The sequence below is a fragment of the Colwellia sp. MB3u-55 genome (assembly GCF_014076785.1).
GTDB lineage: Bacteria > Pseudomonadota > Gammaproteobacteria > Enterobacterales > Alteromonadaceae > Colwellia_A.
The window spans coordinates 23560-40684 of the sequence record NZ_JACGUS010000068.1; the positions used below are offsets into that span (position 1 = coordinate 23560).

17 protein-coding genes are annotated in these 17125 nt (G+C 33.2%); 14 read left to right on the forward strand and 3 right to left on the reverse strand.

Annotated elements, in window-relative coordinates; genetic code table 11:
• Positions 1-86 precede the first annotated feature (86 nt).
• Positions 87-1289 carry a 2-methylaconitate cis-trans isomerase PrpF gene (prpF, locus tag H4J66_RS02065; RefSeq protein WP_182169919.1) on the forward strand — a complete coding sequence of 401 codons (1203 nt, stop codon included), beginning with the start codon at positions 87-89 and terminating at the stop codon, positions 1287-1289.
• A 100-nt stretch (positions 1290-1389) separates the two neighbouring features.
• On the opposite strand, the gene sbcB is transcribed toward prpF, so the two are convergent.
• Positions 1390-2859, reverse strand: a complete 1470-nt coding sequence (gene sbcB / locus H4J66_RS02070; RefSeq protein WP_182169922.1) for an exodeoxyribonuclease I — start codon at positions 2857-2859, stop codon at positions 1390-1392.
• 173 nt (positions 2860-3032) lie between these two features.
• On the opposite strand from sbcB, the gene H4J66_RS02075 reads away from it, so the two are divergent.
• The 4 genes from H4J66_RS02075 to H4J66_RS02090 are packed head-to-tail and all read left to right on the forward strand — an operon-like array spanning position 3033 to position 8469.
• Positions 3033-4298, forward strand: a complete 1266-nt coding sequence (locus H4J66_RS02075; protein ID WP_182169926.1) for a site-specific integrase — start codon at positions 3033-3035, stop codon at positions 4296-4298.
• A gap of 18 nt (positions 4299-4316) precedes the next feature.
• Positions 4317-5639, forward strand: a complete 1323-nt coding sequence (locus H4J66_RS02080; RefSeq protein ID WP_182169929.1) for a hypothetical protein — start codon at positions 4317-4319, stop codon at positions 5637-5639.
• Between the two features lie 22 nt (positions 5640-5661).
• Positions 5662-6729 (forward strand): hypothetical protein, encoded by a 1068-nt coding sequence (locus H4J66_RS02085; protein ID WP_182169932.1) that lies wholly within the window; start codon positions 5662-5664, stop codon positions 6727-6729.
• Between the two features lie 24 nt (positions 6730-6753).
• On the forward strand, positions 6754-8469 hold the full coding sequence (locus H4J66_RS02090) for a DUF4153 domain-containing protein (protein ID WP_182169935.1): 1716 nt from the start codon (positions 6754-6756) through the stop codon (positions 8467-8469).
• Between the two features lie 31 nt (positions 8470-8500).
• Here H4J66_RS02090 and H4J66_RS02095 read toward each other — a convergent pair whose 3' ends face one another.
• Positions 8501-8674, reverse strand: coding sequence for an AlpA family transcriptional regulator (locus H4J66_RS02095; protein WP_182169938.1), 174 nt, complete (start codon positions 8672-8674; stop codon positions 8501-8503).
• Complete coding sequence (locus H4J66_RS02100) at positions 8671-9015, reverse strand: hypothetical protein (RefSeq protein WP_182169942.1); 345 nt, start codon at positions 9013-9015, stop codon at positions 8671-8673. Before H4J66_RS02100 ends, H4J66_RS02095 begins: the two co-directional genes overlap by 4 nt.
• Before the next feature lie 523 nt (positions 9016-9538).
• On the opposite strand from H4J66_RS02100, the gene H4J66_RS02105 reads away from it, so the two are divergent.
• The 9 genes from H4J66_RS02105 to H4J66_RS02145 all read left to right on the forward strand — a co-directional run bounded on the left by H4J66_RS02105 (position 9539) and on the right by H4J66_RS02145 (position 17118).
• The gene (locus H4J66_RS02105; RefSeq protein WP_182169945.1) at positions 9539-10582 is read left to right on the forward strand and encodes a hypothetical protein; all 1044 of its coding nucleotides are present in this window, start codon (positions 9539-9541) and stop codon (positions 10580-10582) included.
• Position 10583: 1 nt separating this feature from the next.
• Complete coding sequence (locus tag H4J66_RS02110; protein ID WP_182169948.1) at positions 10584-11300, forward strand: hypothetical protein; 717 nt, start codon at positions 10584-10586, stop codon at positions 11298-11300.
• A gap of 100 nt (positions 11301-11400) precedes the next feature.
• Positions 11401-11838 (forward strand): outer membrane protein assembly factor BamE, encoded by a 438-nt coding sequence (gene bamE, locus H4J66_RS02115; RefSeq protein ID WP_182169951.1) that lies wholly within the window; start codon positions 11401-11403, stop codon positions 11836-11838.
• A 146-nt stretch (positions 11839-11984) separates the two neighbouring features.
• Positions 11985-12695 carry a hypothetical protein gene (locus tag H4J66_RS02120; RefSeq protein ID WP_182169954.1) on the forward strand — a complete coding sequence of 237 codons (711 nt, stop codon included), beginning with the start codon at positions 11985-11987 and terminating at the stop codon, positions 12693-12695.
• Between the two features lie 99 nt (positions 12696-12794).
• A complete protein-coding gene (locus H4J66_RS02125; protein WP_182169957.1) occupies positions 12795-13235 on the forward strand; it encodes a hypothetical protein in 441 nt (146 codons plus the stop codon).
• Positions 13236-14154: 919 nt separating this feature from the next.
• Positions 14155-14616 carry a DUF3592 domain-containing protein gene (locus H4J66_RS02130; protein ID WP_182169959.1) on the forward strand — a complete coding sequence of 154 codons (462 nt, stop codon included), beginning with the start codon at positions 14155-14157 and terminating at the stop codon, positions 14614-14616.
• 92 nt (positions 14617-14708) lie between these two features.
• Positions 14709-15236, forward strand: a complete 528-nt coding sequence (locus tag H4J66_RS02135) for a hypothetical protein (protein WP_182169961.1) — start codon at positions 14709-14711, stop codon at positions 15234-15236.
• A 217-nt stretch (positions 15237-15453) separates the two neighbouring features.
• Complete coding sequence (locus H4J66_RS02140; protein WP_182169963.1) at positions 15454-16545, forward strand: hypothetical protein; 1092 nt, start codon at positions 15454-15456, stop codon at positions 16543-16545.
• 174 nt (positions 16546-16719) lie between these two features.
• Positions 16720-17118, forward strand: a complete 399-nt coding sequence (locus tag H4J66_RS02145) for a hypothetical protein (RefSeq protein ID WP_182169965.1) — start codon at positions 16720-16722, stop codon at positions 17116-17118.
• Positions 17119-17125: the final 7 nt, after the last annotated feature.

Below are 17125 nucleotides of genomic sequence, written 5' to 3' on the forward strand. Positions count from 1 at the left end.
AATGGCAGCAGCATAGTCTGCTATGTGAGACCATTCAACCTAGCTAAAGCGTCTTGTGAGAAGCGAAAAATATTGAAGGAAAACTGATGATTCATACTCCCCAAATACACATACCTCAAGTAAAAATTCCTGCTACTTATATGCGTGGCGGTACTTCAAAAGGTGTGTTTTTTAATTTAACTGATTTACCAGAACGTTGTCAGGTTGCCGGCGAAGCACGCGATAATATGCTGCTACGCGTTATTGGTAGTCCAGATCCTTACGGCAAACAGACCGATGGTATGGGCGGCGCAACCTCAAGCACCAGCAAAACCGTTATCTTAGCAAAATCAAACCAAGCCGATCACGATGTAGATTATTTATTTGGCCAAGTGGCTATCGATAAAGCGTTTGTTGATTGGAGTGGTAACTGCGGTAACTTAACCGCTGCAGTTGGCTCATTTGCGATTAATTCTGGCCTTGTTGATGCAACCCGTATTCCTGAAAACGGAATTTGTACCGTACGTATTTGGCAAAAAAACATCTCAAAAACGATTATTGCTCAAGTACCTATCACCAACGGTGAAGTACAAGAAACCGGTGATTTCGAGCTCGACGGAGTTACTTTCCCTGCGGCAGAAGTACCAGTTGAATTTATCGCGCCGGTTGATCCATCAGAGGCGATGTTTCCAACGGGGAATATTGTTGATGACTTAGAGGTACCTGGTGTTGGCGTTTTTAAAGCAACGATGATCACCGCAGGTATTCCAACCATCTTTTTAAATGCAGATGAAATTGGTTATACCGGCACCGAGTTACAAGAAGCCATTAATGGCGAAACTGCAGCATTAGAACGCTTTGAAACGATTCGTGCTTATGGCGCGATTAAAATGGGCTTAATTACTGAAATTTCAGAAGCAGAGGCTCGCCAACATACCCCCAAAGTTGCTTTTGTTACACCAGCTAAAGATTATGTTACCTCAAGTGGTAAAGCTGTTTTAGCAAGCGATATTGACTTACACGTGCGCGCATTGTCTATGGGTAAATTACACCATGCGATGATGGGCACAGCGGCAGTTGCTATTGGCGCAGCAGCCGCTATTCCGGGCACATTAGTTGCTCTTGCTACGGGTAATGCTGCAGGTGAAGGCTCAGAATCTGTGACTTTTGGTCATCCATCAGGCACGCTTAAAGTGGGCGCACAAGCCAGTGAAGTTAATGGTGCCTGGATTGTTGATAAAGCCGTAATGAGCCGAAGTGCTCGGGTATTAATGGAAGGTTGGGTACGTATTCCTGGCGATTCATTTTAGCTAAGCGCCTTTCATGCTATCAATAAAAATGGAGCGATTAGGCTCCATTTTTATTAAGTAATTACCTCATATGAAATACAACATAAATAACAAGGTAACCTTAAGACTGTAAGTATTGATAAAGTGCTTTAAGCACCTTCATTTTCCCTGCATCGCTCTCATGCTCATGCGCTAAATTCTCTAACGTGATCATAAACTCATCAGCACTTAATAAGCCTTTACCACCAAACTGAATTTTGTCTTGGCAACGTTGCTGCCACTTTTGTTGTTCAGCACTGCTTAAGGTTAATGGATAATTTCTGGCTCGATATAAAAATAATAAAGGCATTAATCGTTCATCTTGAAAAATAAACGGGTGAGTCGCTAATTGTTCAGGTGAAAGCTCACGTAGAATATCCATTTGTGCTTTGTCACCGTGCGAAAAGAAGTTACCACCATACAGAGAGTGCTCAGCGTCTGGCTTTGCTTGGTCGCTATAGTCTTCGGCAGCAAATACTTCCGCTAATTTATCTCTAACTTCTAAATGTTGTTTTAACTTAGCCAAATTTGCTAAACAAAGCTCGCGAGGGATCTTCAAACGTTCGGCATTTTCAGGTAATAATGTTTTTGCTGGCGCAACAATAGGGCACTTGTTGAGATGAATAAGTTTTATGGGAATGGGTAATTCGTCATCGGCTAATTCATCGTGTCGAGTATACAATCGCGCTTTGATTTCATCGCTACTTAACTCAAATAATGGTTGTGGGTCTAACGCTAAGTCTACGGCGATAATGGCATTTTTATTAACCGGATGATAAGCAAAAGGGGCGAACCAACTGGTACAACCGTGCTCCGATGAAATTTTACTTGAGGTATGCACAATCGGCGTCATATTATAAACGTCAATTAATTCAGCAACCTGCTTTTTATTTCTCAAATTAAAAATAAAGTCATAAAGCTTAGGTTGTTTTTCCTTGATCAACTTTGCCATCGCAATAGTGGCATAAACATCACTCATCGCATCATGCGCGGCTTCATGAGCAATGTCATTGGCTTTAGTTAATAACTCAAGACGAAAACTAACCACTTGTTCACCATCTCGCTCAACAGTTGGCCAGTTGATACCTTCAGGGCGAAGGGCATAACAAGCTCGTACCATATCAATAATATCCCAACGAGAATTACCATTTTGCCATTCCCGTGCATAAGGGTCGTAAAAATTACGATAAAGCAGGTAACGGGTAAATTCATCATCAAAACGAATACTGTTATAGCCAGCAACGCAGGTATCAGGTTGGGTAAATAAGGTATGAATACGTTCAGCGAACTCAACCTCAGATAAACCTTCTTGCTGAGCTTTCTGCGGAGTAATACCCGTAACTAAACAAGCTTCCGGCTGCGGAAGATAATCTTGTGGCGGCCGACAATAAAACATTTCTGGTTTGCCAATAATGTTTAAATCATGATCGGTTCGTATACCGGCGAACTGAGACGGTTTATCAAACTTCGGCGATATGCCGAAAGTTTCATAATCGTGCCAGAGAATCGTTGCCTGTTCTTTAGGGTAACTTGCTATTTTGTTTTGTGTCATAATTTCTTTATTATATAATGATATAGCTCTATTTTTGTTCTTTTATGTAACATTAAAAAACATCTCGTATTGCCTTTAACCGCAACCCATAAGTACCCTTAATGGTACCCTCTATTATTGTCACTCAGTATTTGCTATATTTTATGTACCCCTAATAAATATGGATGCTTAAAATGCCTAAATTAAAGAGTGAAGAGTTGTATGATACAACGTTAAAGAGTTATCAAAAAGGGGGACATGCAAAACGATTCGATAAGTGTGATGGTAAAGGGCTATGGATTCGAGTTTATGAATCTGGTGCTATTAGTTTCTATTTCCGATTTAAATCTAATTTAGAAAAGCATACTAAAGGAAAGCAAGAGGGGCAATTAAAAATAAAAAGACTGATTATGGGGCAATATCCAGCTCTTTCATTAAAGGATGCCAGAAAACAGATTTTACCCTTCAAAGAGATGCTTCAAAACGGTTTGGATCCCGATATTGAATTAAAAAAAGACAATAATAAATCAAAGTTAACTTTCGATGACTGTATTGAGCTTTTTATGAGAAAGCATGTAAGTGAGCTAAGAGATAGCTCTGAAAAAAATTATAAGTCTACTCTAGTAAAATATTGTGTAGGGGTCTTTAGCCAACCTGTAGAAGAAATAACAAAGCAAGAATGGTATGCATTGTTAGATAAAGTAAAATCTGAACAGTCACCTATAACAGCTAACACCCTCGTAAAAAAAATAAAAACGTGCTTAAGATGTATAGTTGAGTGGGGGGATATTCCTTATATTGAAAAGATAGATGCATTTTCAGTTTTTTCAATAACAACTAAAAAAGTAGGAAAGGAAAGTAAGCCAGTAGATAGATATCCTGAATTGCATGAATTAAAAATAATTCTAAATGGGATCGATAAATCGGGTTGTTATCCTTCTACTCGGAATACAATTAAAGTAGCAATGTTGACGGCTGCTAGATGTCAGGAAGTAAGACATATGGAAGTTAATGATTTAGATTTAGAAAATAATATTTGGTATATTTCGGAGAGTAAAAGTAAAACTGGTGAGGCGTTTAAACGGCCACTAGTAGGTAAAGTATTAGAAATTATAAAATGGCAAATTGAAACATTTGGTCATTTAACATCATTTGTATTTCCAAGTGGATCTTATAAACAGGCAATATCCTCTCAGACAGTAAATAAACTATGCAGAGGAATTAGAGACAAAGAAAACATGAGGGTTTGGACTTTACACGATTTTAGGCGTTCTTTATCAACAATTCTGTCCTCTAAAGGTACCCAACTCCACGTAACTGAAAGCATGTTAGGTCATAAGTTAGGTGGGATTTTATCTATATATAACAAATACGATTGGTTAGAAGATCAAAAAATTGCATATGAAAAATGGGAGAATATGATTTTATCAAGAGATGATTTACAGCTAAAAGAGATATAATTAATTCATGGAATGAAAATGATTTTAAAAACTAAAACTAAAACTAAAAAATGGATAATTCCAATAGTTCTTTTACTACTTTCAATATTATTTTATTTATTTGTTATTGATGATGGACTTAATCCCGATATTCAGCCCATATTAGATCAATATAATACCCAACATACCACTGATGAAAACGGCAGTGTTTATCAGTTAGGCATGTGGTCAGCATTAGATACTTCGCCCTATGACGTTGGTCTGTGGCGACTTAAGCAGTATAACGAATCTCTATCAAATAATGGTTATACTGTGGTGGATGTTGAGTTTGAGGATTATCCCGAAGATGATTGGATTGAATCACTTTACACTGAAGATAAAATGCCTGAATTATTATGCGATTTTAATAAATTAGAGTGCTTAGAACTTATCTATGAAGACCCTTCAAATATTTCAAATCTAATTGCAGAAAATTCCGAGTATATAAGGCGTTATGATGGTCTCATGAAGTTCGATAAATTCGCCCTTTATGAAGCACCATCCTATATGTTACCAATGATGAAGTTCGGTCCAAGTCTGGATATATTAAAACTTAAACTTATAGATATCATTAAAGATGCAAAGCAACGAAAGGTAGGTTTGGCTAGTACTAAGTTGATTGGACTTATTGAGCATAATAGAAAGGTTTTAGAGCAAACACCTTATGTTATTCCCAAGGTAATCAGTATTGTTGAATCAGAGATTATTATAGACGTTTTTGCATTTATCTTATCTAAAAATGATGATATCCCCTCATCGCTTTGGAATGATGTTATTTCATCCTTAAAACCGCTAACGAATAACCAACTAAAGCTAAATAATGTTTTTTTAAATGAATTCGTAGCGCAAGCTAAAATGTTTGAAGTTTTAAAGCCTGAAGACTACAGACGAGACTTACCAAGTATAGTTAAATATATTCCTCTGAGCTTAATGTTTAAAAAAAATCGAAGTATGAATATGTTGTACGAAGCAACAACTAGGTATTTTGACAGGTTAGAATTTGTTGGTGAAAAAATTAAAGTTACTGAAGGTAAAGAGCTAAAAGACGTAGTTTATTTTGATTACAGGAATGCGTTAGGTTCACTTTTATTAATGACAGCATTACCCAAGTTTATTGAATTAGAAAACCAAGTTTATAATATAGAAATTAAACAACGTATGCTAAAACACTTATTTGAACTAAAAATACAAAATAGTGATACCAATAATCAAAGGTCATATAAAAGCCCTTACACAGGGCAAACAGCGCACGTTATAGGTAATAATTTTTGTATTGTTGTTGATGATGATAGTAAAAACGATATTTGTATATCGAATTTTTAAAATGATATTAAACAAGGATGTTATGAAACATTTAAAACTTTTATTTTGTATTTTTATTATTAGCACAAATTTGGGGGCTGAGGAGATTCCAGAAGTTACGACATTAACCTTGGATATGCCAATATGGGCTGTTGGCTTTAATGATGCAAAATGGTTAATAAACTCTTCAAAAAGCAACACTAATAAAATTGGTTTTTTTAATTTATCAGCAAAAAAATCGAATATGCCAAAGGAGCCTATCACTCAAAAAGAAGATGATTTAGGGAGGACATCACGTTCATTACCATTGTATCTTGCAGAAAGGATTAATATTGAAACGCAATGTGCAGCTATAAATTATGTGTTTGTTGCTCAAGGAAAAGGCCCTATAGTTTCTGGCGAAAGGTGGAACTTTGAGTCTTTTAAAAAATTGGCAAACGATGAACAATTAGATTTTATTGTTTTCGGACATTATGAAAAGGACTATTTGGATCTAAGATCTTCTTTGAAATTAGAGGTATGGGACGTTAAAAAAGAAATTGAGGTGTTTTCTATAGTAGAGAAAAGTCTATTTAAAGAAGCTTCAAGCGTAGCTGCCAAATTACCATCTTCTTTTCAAAATAAGATAGAAACCAAAAATATTTGTCACTATGTCGATTCAAAAATATATCCAAGACCAAGACCAGATATTTTAGCACCATACCTAGATGGGTTAGGCCAAATGCTTGCACAAACTTTGGCTGATAACGAAGTTATTTCTGGAAGTAGTATTTGGGGCGAAGTTCAAATGATTGAATGGTACAGAAGCCTTTGGCAATATATGCCTGAGTCAGATGCTAATAAGCTAATGTTTACTAAAGGTATCATGACAAGCAAAAGGTATGGCGGTGTTGCTCATAAAGATTATTCAAAAAACTTTCGTGATTTTTTAAAATCAAATTTTAATAAAAATGATACGTTAAGTAAGATGTCTCCATTATTTTATTCTGAGTTTGGTTTTGTGAAAGACTGTATAGCTGCTAAAAATGATTTGTCTGGTAGTTCTACTGAATATAAAAATTGGTTATCAAAAATTGATTGCCAAAAAATTGATAATATAAATAAATTATAATAAAAAAAGGATTTAAATAAATAAATGGATAATCAAATACCTAAGCCTTTAATTATCACCATATCCCTGATACAAGGGATCTTATTAACGCTGTTATACCAAAGTGTCGAACATAAAGTGTGGCCTGGCACAGAGCCATTGTGGTTAATACCGTTAGTTACTTTTTCAATTACCTTACCATTACTTACTTTATTATCAATCACAAAAACTAATGGTAAAGCAACACTAAAATACTTATTACCTTTTACTTTATTATTATCTGTTTTAGGTGCCTATGTTGGATACCAACAAGAACCAATAGAGTTTGTGAACAATGGTAGTGTTATCGCTATATTTTGTTTTACTGCACTTATCGCGGCTTTTAAAGTGTTAATGTATATTCAACAATATCTAAGTAATGAAGAAATTAGTTACAGTTCACTTTTTAAATTATCGTGGCGAAATTTTATTATATTCGGTGAATGTTGGTTATTCGTTTTAATTTTTTGGGGAATCTTACATTTAGGAGCTGGATTATTTTCTGTTTTAGAAATTGAATTTTTTACTGAGTTATTAAGAAAAGATTGGTTTGTTATACCCGTATTAAATCTTGCTTTTGGCTTTGCTATTATCGTTTTTAGAAATATTATTTTCACAGTCGATAATATTTCTACAATACTTCAAACATTAATTAAATTTCTTTTACCTGCATTAACGGTTATTTCTTTGGGATTTCTAGCTACATTGCCTTTTACTGGATTAGATACACTTTGGAAAACAGGTACTGGCAGTTTATTAGTCATGTGGTTACAAGCATTAACATTGTTCTTTGTGAATGCCGTTTATCAAGATGCGTCACATGAACGTCCCTATCATAGTATTTTACATAGATTAATTTTTATTGGAGTCGCTGTATTACCCATTTATAGCCTTATTTCTTTTTATGGGCTTTGGCTACGCATTGATCAATATGGCTTAACTGTTGATCGTTGTTGGGCTGTTCTTATTTGTATTTTACTTTCATGTTTTTCTTTTGGATATTTAATTGGAATTATTAAAAAACGGGACGCATGGTTAGAAACTCTCAGCAAAGTTAATATATCTATGGGAATTGTTGTGCTCGTATTTATGTTACTTGTTAATTCACCACTGTTAAACTTTCAGAGTATTTCCGCTTCAAGTCAGTTATCACGATTACATGATGGTGAAATAACATATGAAGAATTTGATTATCAATATTTTGATAGATCCTTAGGACGACAAGGTTATCTAGAGTTGCAAGCACTTAAGACCGAATTAAAAGGTTCTGCTCCTGAAAAGGTAGCTATTATTGATAGAATGTATGTAAATCATCAGAATATTGAAAAAGAACAGTTAAGTATTGACGACTTCAATCAATTTGTTAATTACTGGCCTAATAAAAATGAATTTCCAGCAAGTTTAATTAAAGCAGTTTACAGTGAAGAAACTAAGAATGAGTGGACTACATATCGTGACAATAACTATTATTTCATTGCTAAAGATTTAAATGGTGATAGTGAATTAGATTATATTGTTATTGAAGAAAATAATAATTCTACTTCCGCTGACCTCTGGTTTTTGAAAGATGAACAGTGGAAATCTAAATATATGCAAACGAGTAATCCTAACGAAAACAGATTTATAAAAGATTATCTTTTAAATAATAAAGTTGAAGTTGTCCAACCAAAATGGAAAAACTTAAAAGTTGGCGACTTAACGTTTAGAGCATCATTAGATTGAAAATGAATAGCCGTCTTTTGACGGCTTTTTATTATGCTGCATTTAAACTTTCCCACGTTTCTATATCTGATATACGCCAGAAAGGCCGTGCATGACTAGGACTTATTGGATTTGGGAAGTTTCTATTTTTTCTCCATCTCCAAAGTGATTGTCTGCCAATTTGATAACGTTCCAATACTTCAGGAATAGTGATAACTATTTTCATATTTTATCCCCCTTTACGAAATACTTATAGCTATATATTGAAAACAAACTATCGAGGATCTCTCGGTTCTTTGATATATCTGAATGATAAATAAGGGGAGTTGCTCCTGTGCATTCATGATAAAGAGTAATACTTAATTCACTATAATGAATTAGTTTGATAAGAATTATTGAACAAGAATCAAATACTAGGCATATAGTAAGTTCATCAGTTGTACTATCGTAAGTTTTCTTTGCAAGGTTAGCCTGTATTATTTTTTCAATTTTTTGTGCTCTATTTTCTTCAAAAAGACTATAGAAGGAATGGAATTCTTTAGTGATTTTTTCATTTATATTTGTCATAAAATCTCCTGGTTTTTATATTTTTGGTCATAGGAGTGCCTGACCATCTAAGTCATAGAAACCCTCCTACGTGTTTTTCTATGTGAAATATTTTCACGTTACACCTTTCAACTGTTATAAAAAATTCATCAAAATAAGTTTGGTGTGTTCTTATTGGTATGTTGTAAGAACGATACGAATATTACCGATTCACACTTTAAAAGTCAAGTCAAGAATAAAATAAGTTTAAAATAAACAGTGAGTTACGTATTTTAAACTTTTTTTATTCTTGTTTTTTTTACTTAAGTATATGATTTTTTGTTGTGTTTTTTGTTTTGTAGTTTGTATTATGTTAAATGTTTTAATTCTCTTTTCAGTCTCCTGAAAACCCACACCTATGCATTTTCTTTGGCATAGGTTTTAGTGGGTTAAAACTTTCTATAAAAAAGTCATTATCTATTGGCTATATTCTGGTGGTTTAAAATATCTTATTTATTTTCTTTATTGTTGTGTTAAAAATTAGATATAACTAATCAAATATATAATGATAAAAAATTTCGTAGCTGTTCGAACAGCTTATTACAAAAATAATTCCTTAAAAAAGAGAATTAAGACCAGCCATCAATATCAATCTAAGAAAAGTAGTGGTGATGTAAAAACTACTGTTAATAGTGAATTTACTGAAAAAACTTACAAAAGTGCGCTTGCTGAGTTTGATCATGTATTAAGGTTAGGTAAAACAAACTCTGTAAACGTTCATGACGAATTTTCTCACCATAACGTGACGGTTGCACCTGCCAACTGCGACTCCCCTCTGGATGCTTATTACAAGTGTAGAGACAAGTATAAAGAGATTAATGGTCGTAGTTGCCGCAAAGACATGAATAGCCTCTTCGAGCACGTTGTCATTTTTTCGGAGGAAAGAGTCTTAGAATTAGAAAAAACATTAGGGCGTGATAAAGCAACGAAAGCTATCGTTACATGCTTAAAGAATTACTCTAAACAATATGCTGAGAAGTATGGGTTCACTTCGCTAGGCTTTAGTTATCATGGTTTTGATGAAGGTCATTATGATGATGACGGCAAGTTTGTTCGAAACGTTCATGCTCATATCATGTTTTTTAATTATGACTTTAAAAATAAAAAATCGAATTTAAAGTTTTTAATGAACAAAGGAAAAGATCCAAAAACAGGTAAAACCAATGAGTTAAACGAAAACTTTGTTGCTATCCAAGATTTAGCATATGAGTCCTTTAAAGTGCTTAAATTTAATAGGGGTAAGTCGAAATTATTAACGTTGGCTAAATATCTTCCCAAGCACCAATTTCTTAAAAATAAAATTTCTAATAAAAAATCAGAATTAAAAAAATTATTAAAAGATATTAATCAACATCGAACTAAATTTGAAAATCAATTTTCTCTTTGGCTACAAAATATCAGGCATAAGTTTTTACGAGAAGAGCATGAGCAAGCTCTCAATGAATCTATTACTAATGTATCGGATCAAAAAGTTAAAAGCGTAATGAAAAAATCTGTCGAAGAAACAAAAGAAAAATTAAATAATAAAAATAATAAATTAAGGAATTAACATGAGTGAAATGTCATATGCACAGCTAAAAGAAGAAAAATTTAGAGAAATTTTCAAAGAAAAGTACCCAACGTTGTCTTCATTTTCATATCCCAATCAGTTTATGATTGAACAGATAGAATCGATATTAGAATCGTTTCCGTTATTGAAAACCCTTAATTTTAATGAATTGAGCATTAAGAGTTTACTCAGTTTAATTGAAACACTTATTGATGATGTGAAAGTATTTACTAACGAAGATAATACGGTACTAATTGTAGAAGCTAATGTCACAAAGCCTTTCATTACAATGAAAGAGTTTATTGTAATGTTTTTGTTTAGTGCGCTAACTGGATTTTCACTTTTTCATTTCATTTTTACTAAAAAGAAATTGGAAACGATTGATTTCAAAGATGTTGAAGCATTTCCATATATTTATAATAATAGTGTGGTGCTAACAAATCACAAAAAACAGCAATATCACTTCTTTATGTCTCTGTCGTCTTTCATAACTGATATTTACACCTCAATAGAAGCTTTTTTAAATACAAAAGAATTAACAGTAAAATCAACTCAGAAATGTGGTGATACTAGTATCGCAAATTATATTGATAGTGGAGAAGCAAATAAAGATATAGATGATTCGGTATTGACAGATTATTTACAGAATAATCCTCAAGATTTTGATACATCTAGTCTTTACGCAAACAGAAACGTTATAAAAAACAAAAATCTGTAATTATATTATTAACGATCAAGTTAGTTTCATAGTTGACCAAATCATAAGTAAAGCTTAATGTCTTAGAGCGAAAAAGCTCAATTGATTCAAAAGTAAATATATGAATATATACCCAAAAGTAGGCATAGATAATATCCAATTAGGAATGAATAGACGACAGGTGACTGATATCTTGGGTGAACCTTTAGAAATAAATACAGAAAAAGGTGATGTAGAATGGGTCTATACCCAAAATTTAGAGCTTTCATTTCAAAGAGAAGATTTATATTTGTTAGGTGTAATAACTATTGGTTGTAAGTCTGCAAGACTTTATTCTAAAAGAATCATTGGTTGTAACGAAGGTGAACTTACTAATATATTTCCATTCTTATCCCTTGAGGATGACTTTGAAGAGTTTGGAAAAGACTACGTATCCCAAGAAAAAGAACTTTCAGTATGGGTAACTGATGGTAACGTTACTAATGTGAGTATATTTCCTGAATATGACAGTACTGGCGAAATTCCTATATGGCCTAAACTTTCAACAGTACAAATATAATAATTTTTAAATAAAAACATACTGTTTGCACATGATTTACGTAACACTTTGAAAATATTAAGGTCAGTTAAGAACGAACAGCGGAAATGAAATAAATTTATATTTCTTAAAACTCTAATCAACTAATTAACGAATGGACTCCTGTTTTGAATTACTGGAATAAAGACAACTTTGACGGCTTAAGGGATATTGGAAGTAAATATTCTGCAATTGAAAATTACGAGTTATTTGGTGATTATTGCCTCAAAAAAGAACAAGGGTTAAAAAAACTCGCTGTTAAGTCATTAAATGAATTCATTGTCGAAGCCAAAAAACTTTCAATATCTAATCAGAGAGATATTGCTTTAGACCTTTCTACTCTCGCTTTTTGGAATGGACAGGTTCATCAATTACTTTCTTTTCCTCTAGTTAAATATTTAAAGGAAGTGTTGCAGGATTGGTCAGAAGAAGACTCTGATAATTATCTACCGTTCAAATGGTTAGGCTATATTGATGGTGATATTTCTTGGTACGAGAGGGCATTAAAGCTTAAACCTGATGATCAAGTATGTATATATCGCATAGCAACTCGGCATATTCAAAACATTGATTTTCAAACTCACCATCTAGATGAATCTCATTTAATTGGAGAAGATAAAGAGGCGATAAGCACTCTTATAAAAATTAAGGAATTAAGTGACATCTTAGTCGATTCGAAAATGAAGGCCGCTGTTATCGAAGAGTATAGCTATTATAAAAAGCTTCTAGAATGTTGGCTTGAATACTCTAGTTCTAACTCAGAATTTAGCTTTCCAGAATGGGCTGAAAGCAAAGGAGAAGAGTTCAGTTTTTCTATTAAAGTTTATTACAATAAATAATATTGCACCTCTGCAAATAGCACTGACTTGACCTTAATTCACTGAAAAGGTTAAGGCCTTTATAGATCGAGCAGCAGACATTTCCAAAGGAATGAATACTTGAACACAATAGATAAAATTAAAAATGCCTTCCACCCTGACATCTACACAAAAGTCATTCCAACTACTGATGAGCTAAAGCTTTGTTTATTACAAAAGAAAGGGCTTGCTCGCTACTGTTTAGTTGTTGTTGATTTTGATTCAGACAAGGCCATAACCGAGCAGGTTAATAACACCAGAAAACTAATTCGGAAACATACATCTGCACTGTGGATGTTTCGTGAAGTAGGTATATATATTGTTTTCCTATGCGAGGAAATGCCAACTTTAACCCAACAAGATTTAGAGATAGATAAAACGGGTTTTCATGCAGTAATAGTACAAGGGATTCACCTTTTATCTGGTGGTAGTGAGCACTTGTATAACCATTCAAAATGGTTGAATCATTACTTTGGAGGAACAGTTTCAATAGCAAATCAATTAAAAGCTATCACGATATAATGTTTTAGGACGCAGTTTTAAAACATACCAACTTGACCTTAAACTATTGAAAAGGTTAATGTCAGGTTAGAGCGAACAGCAGACTTTGCTAATGGGCATAAGGATGAAATAACCTTGAAAGAAGAGCAATATTTAGTAGCACTATATTACATTGGAGTATGTGCATGGCTTGTCGGATTTATTTACTTATCTCACTCGGCATTTAATTTTTGTTACGACCAGATAAAGTTATCTAAAAGTAATAATTTAAATCAAGTAAAGATTGGTGATTTCCCATTAAGAAAGTCATTAAGTTACCTAGTATCAATAATATTAATGCTAACAGTAATTCCCTCGTATTTGCTTAGTATCAACATATAACAGTGATAGATTTTCAGACAGTAAGGCTAATGGTTATTTTTGATTTCTTAGGTGAGTTAGGTAGTTCCACCCCATATATATCGAGTGCAATATTAGGTAGTTATGTTTCTTATTAGGTATTCAGTGGTTATGCTGTATTGTATTTGTGTATATAACTTTTCAAGAAGTAATAGAAGCTTTAATAATTGGTTATTCGATTATATTTCCTCTAGGCAACAAGCCAGCATAATTAAAAACTGTGGAATACAATGGTTGCTACTGGACTTCGAAGATTCCAAAAATACAGAATCTTTAAAAACTTGTCTGGAAGAGTTTAACCAAGAAATTTTTAATAGCCGTAGACTTTCCAAAATATGCCTACGTATACGTAATAGTATGAAAGAATAAAAAGGATTTGAGCAGTTTAAAATCACAACAGTGACCGTCTCCTGATAGTACTGACTTGAACTTAACTCACTGAAAAAGTTAAGGTCTGTTAGAGATAACAGCCGTTACTCAGCTATTTAATCATTGAGACTACTTAATCTGTAAATAATGAAAGTGATACCTGAGGGATAAGTTGAAAAATTTTTATCAAAAATACAAAGAATTAGTTTTCTGCATTCTTTTACCACTGTTAATTATTACCATCAGATATGATGACATTAAAGGCAGTTTCTTCCTAAATGCAATTGAACTCATTCAAACTGCAGGGATTATCACGCACTCAGATATAACCCAAGGTTCTAAGCCTAGGCACAGGTTTGATATAAGGTATCAATATGAAGTTAAAGGTAAACTATACGAATCGGATAGGGTTGGTTTTGGTTTTAAAGGTAGTGATAATAGAAAAAGTGTCGAATCAATAGTCACTAAATATACTAAAGAAAAAAAGATAACTGTTTACTTCGATAGGTTAAACCCTGAATTCTCTGTTTTAGAGCCAGAGCGAAATGACAGATTTGGTTTTATTTTAGTGGTTATCATTATTTTTTGTTGTTTTATTTCTTCAATATACTTAATTAAAAAGAAAAATAAATGACTGATTTTGTTGCTGTTTTGACAATCTGATATTGTTATGGTCAACTTGAGCAAAAGCAGATGGTCACAAGTATATTTTAAAAAAGGGAAGAAATGAGTACGTATAGATGGAGTTGTGGTGCATGTGGGTTAGGTAATGAAGCACAAAGCTCTGTGTGTAGTGCGTGTGGTTGCCCTTCAAATGCAAGTACCGAAGGAATAGAAAGACACAATGACCCTAAAGGTTTTGAAAAAAAGAAAGCTAAAGAGGGGTATTCTCAAAAATTATTTTATTTGTTTGTTATTCCTATCTATATAGTGTTATTTGCTTTTAATGGTAAACAAGAGTCTTTGATTTTCTTGATTATATTTGTATCGATCTTGGTGTATAAAAACTTGAGCTTATTTAAGTTTATCTGGAGTAATAAATGGGCTAGAAATACAACAATCGGTATTTGTTTTTCAAATGCTGCCGTATTTTTGGTTAGACTTTTTTTAATTCCAAATAACAGTGATTATGTTTGGTGGTTCACTTTATTCTTTATGACCTTTTTAGCTACTCAGTATTTTTATTTTTTCAAAAGTAAAAAAGGAATTAACTTTTTTAGTCGTTTCTATAATAATACAACCAACAAATGTTAACTTCCGCTTCTGGCACTGACTTGACCATAAGCTACTGATAAGGATATGGTCAGTTACGAGAAAAAGCGGAATTGGAATTAACTTAACGGAGAAGATAATTCAAATGGGTTTGGTGTTGCATTTGATATTAATTTTTCACCCTTCTTAATTTCCTACTTATCATGAATTAATATTAAGCACTTGCTTAACGGACTTAGGTTTAAATACCTCAAAAATTATGGACAATAATAAATTAGCAAAACCACCAATGGAGCAATTCCTTGAGTGGAGAACACCTCGATATGGTACACAAAATCCAACCAAAATAAATTCTGAACTATTACCATGGATAGTTGAAAATAAACTATCTGCGTATACAGTTAATCAAGAATTTGGTTATAGCAACAATCCTGAAGATGATCCTACTTGGTCATTTGGACGAAATGGACAAACTACTACGCTATTGGAAGATGGTAGAACTATATATATTGGTGGCGAGTATGAAGACTCATATGATCCAGATTTCAAAATATACAATGATATAATTGTGAAGCATCCTAGTGGAGATATATCCATATATAACTACCCTAGAGAAATATTTCCTCCTACCGATTTTCACACCGCCACATTAGTTAATGGAAGTATCATTATTATAGGTAGCCTTGGGTATCATGAACTGAGGAGAATAGGACATACTCAGGTTTTTTCTTTAAATATAAATACTTATGAAATAACGAAACTTGATATATCTGGAACTTGCCCTGGTTGGATTCATGAGCATTGTGCAGAGCTATCTGATGATAAAACATTTATAACCATTATTGGTGGGGAAGTTGCTTGTGACGGTGAAAGGGTTTTTATAAAAGAGAATATTGAGGACTGGCGTTTAAACTTAAACAATTTAAATTGGGAAAAGCTAACTAATCGAAACTGGAAGCGTATTCAAATTAAGCGTAAGGATTGCGGTTGGAACCATCTGTGGGAATACAGGCAATTAAAGTTTAGTAGAAGTAATGACTGGAAAAACGATCATGACAAAGAATATAAAGAGCTAGGTTGTGAACTAGGAATGGAGCCAAATTTAGATTTACTTGAAAAACTATATCGCCCACCAATAAAGTTTGAAGTCCTACCTGAAAGAGAAGATGAACATAAAGTGCATCGAATAATAGTTGAAAATGTAGTGGTGCGTTTTGTTGAAGATGATGAGTTTATTCAAGTCACAATTGAAGGGGACATCTCTGTTAACTCCCAAAATACTATTGAAAATTATATTCTAAAAACGCTGTCAGTCTTGGAAAATTGTGAATCAATACTTGAGAGGTATTAACAATAGTATTAAATTAATTTTCTATTTAATAAATGGGAACGGTGACATGAGAGTATTATTATGTGTCATTAACCTAACCCGTACAGCGTAAAGTTGACGTAAGACACTGAAAACATTAAAGTCAGTTAATAGCGAGCAACGGACGGTCAAAGGTAATTAAGAGGTAAGGAATTAATGACAGAATTTATCATTGTAGCTTTAGTTTTAACTTACCTTGTATGGTCTATTTATCTGGAAGATACCCTTCCTAAAAGATACCGCCAACGTAATTGTATGGGTAAAAATTGGAAAGCCGTATTCCCCAAAAATTCTAAAAATGAGATTCGTACATTTTTAATATTTTTTATTGATGCTTTTGCTTTCGATGAAAAAGATAAATTGAAGTTTGAACCAAGTGATAAGTTACTGACTATTTATCGGGAGTTATACCCCAAAAAATGGCAAGCGGATAACATGGAATTTGAAACTTTAGCTGAGGATTTACAAAAGCACCATGATATTGACTTTGAGAGCCTGTGGCATGATGATTTAACTTTAGGTGAGTTATATCATGCTTTTAATAAAGCTCAATAACCGCTCA

Excerpts from the sequence above, each read along its gene's own strand:
- prpF (WP_182169919.1), top strand. The coding sequence starts at position 87 with ATGATTCATACTCCCCAAATACACATACCTCAAGTAAAAATTCCTGCT.
- sbcB (WP_182169922.1), bottom strand. The coding sequence starts at position 2,859 with ATGACACAAAACAAAATAGCAAGTTACCCTAAAGAACAGGCAACGATT.
- H4J66_RS02075 (WP_182169926.1), top strand. The coding sequence starts at position 3,033 with ATGCCTAAATTAAAGAGTGAAGAGTTGTATGATACAACGTTAAAGAGT.
- H4J66_RS02080 (WP_182169929.1), top strand. The coding sequence starts at position 4,317 with ATGATTTTAAAAACTAAAACTAAAACTAAAAAATGGATAATTCCAATA.
- H4J66_RS02085 (WP_182169932.1), top strand. The coding sequence starts at position 5,662 with ATGAAACATTTAAAACTTTTATTTTGTATTTTTATTATTAGCACAAAT.
- H4J66_RS02090 (WP_182169935.1), top strand. The coding sequence starts at position 6,754 with ATGGATAATCAAATACCTAAGCCTTTAATTATCACCATATCCCTGATA.
- H4J66_RS02095 (WP_182169938.1), bottom strand. The coding sequence starts at position 8,674 with ATGAAAATAGTTATCACTATTCCTGAAGTATTGGAACGTTATCAAATT.
- H4J66_RS02100 (WP_182169942.1), bottom strand. The coding sequence starts at position 9,015 with ATGACAAATATAAATGAAAAAATCACTAAAGAATTCCATTCCTTCTAT.
- H4J66_RS02105 (WP_182169945.1), top strand. The coding sequence starts at position 9,539 with ATGATAAAAAATTTCGTAGCTGTTCGAACAGCTTATTACAAAAATAAT.
- H4J66_RS02110 (WP_182169948.1), top strand. The coding sequence starts at position 10,584 with ATGAGTGAAATGTCATATGCACAGCTAAAAGAAGAAAAATTTAGAGAA.
- bamE (WP_182169951.1), top strand. The coding sequence starts at position 11,401 with ATGAATATATACCCAAAAGTAGGCATAGATAATATCCAATTAGGAATG.
- H4J66_RS02135 (WP_182169961.1), top strand. The coding sequence starts at position 14,709 with ATGAGTACGTATAGATGGAGTTGTGGTGCATGTGGGTTAGGTAATGAA.
- H4J66_RS02140 (WP_182169963.1), top strand. The coding sequence starts at position 15,454 with ATGGACAATAATAAATTAGCAAAACCACCAATGGAGCAATTCCTTGAG.
- H4J66_RS02145 (WP_182169965.1), top strand. The coding sequence starts at position 16,720 with ATGACAGAATTTATCATTGTAGCTTTAGTTTTAACTTACCTTGTATGG.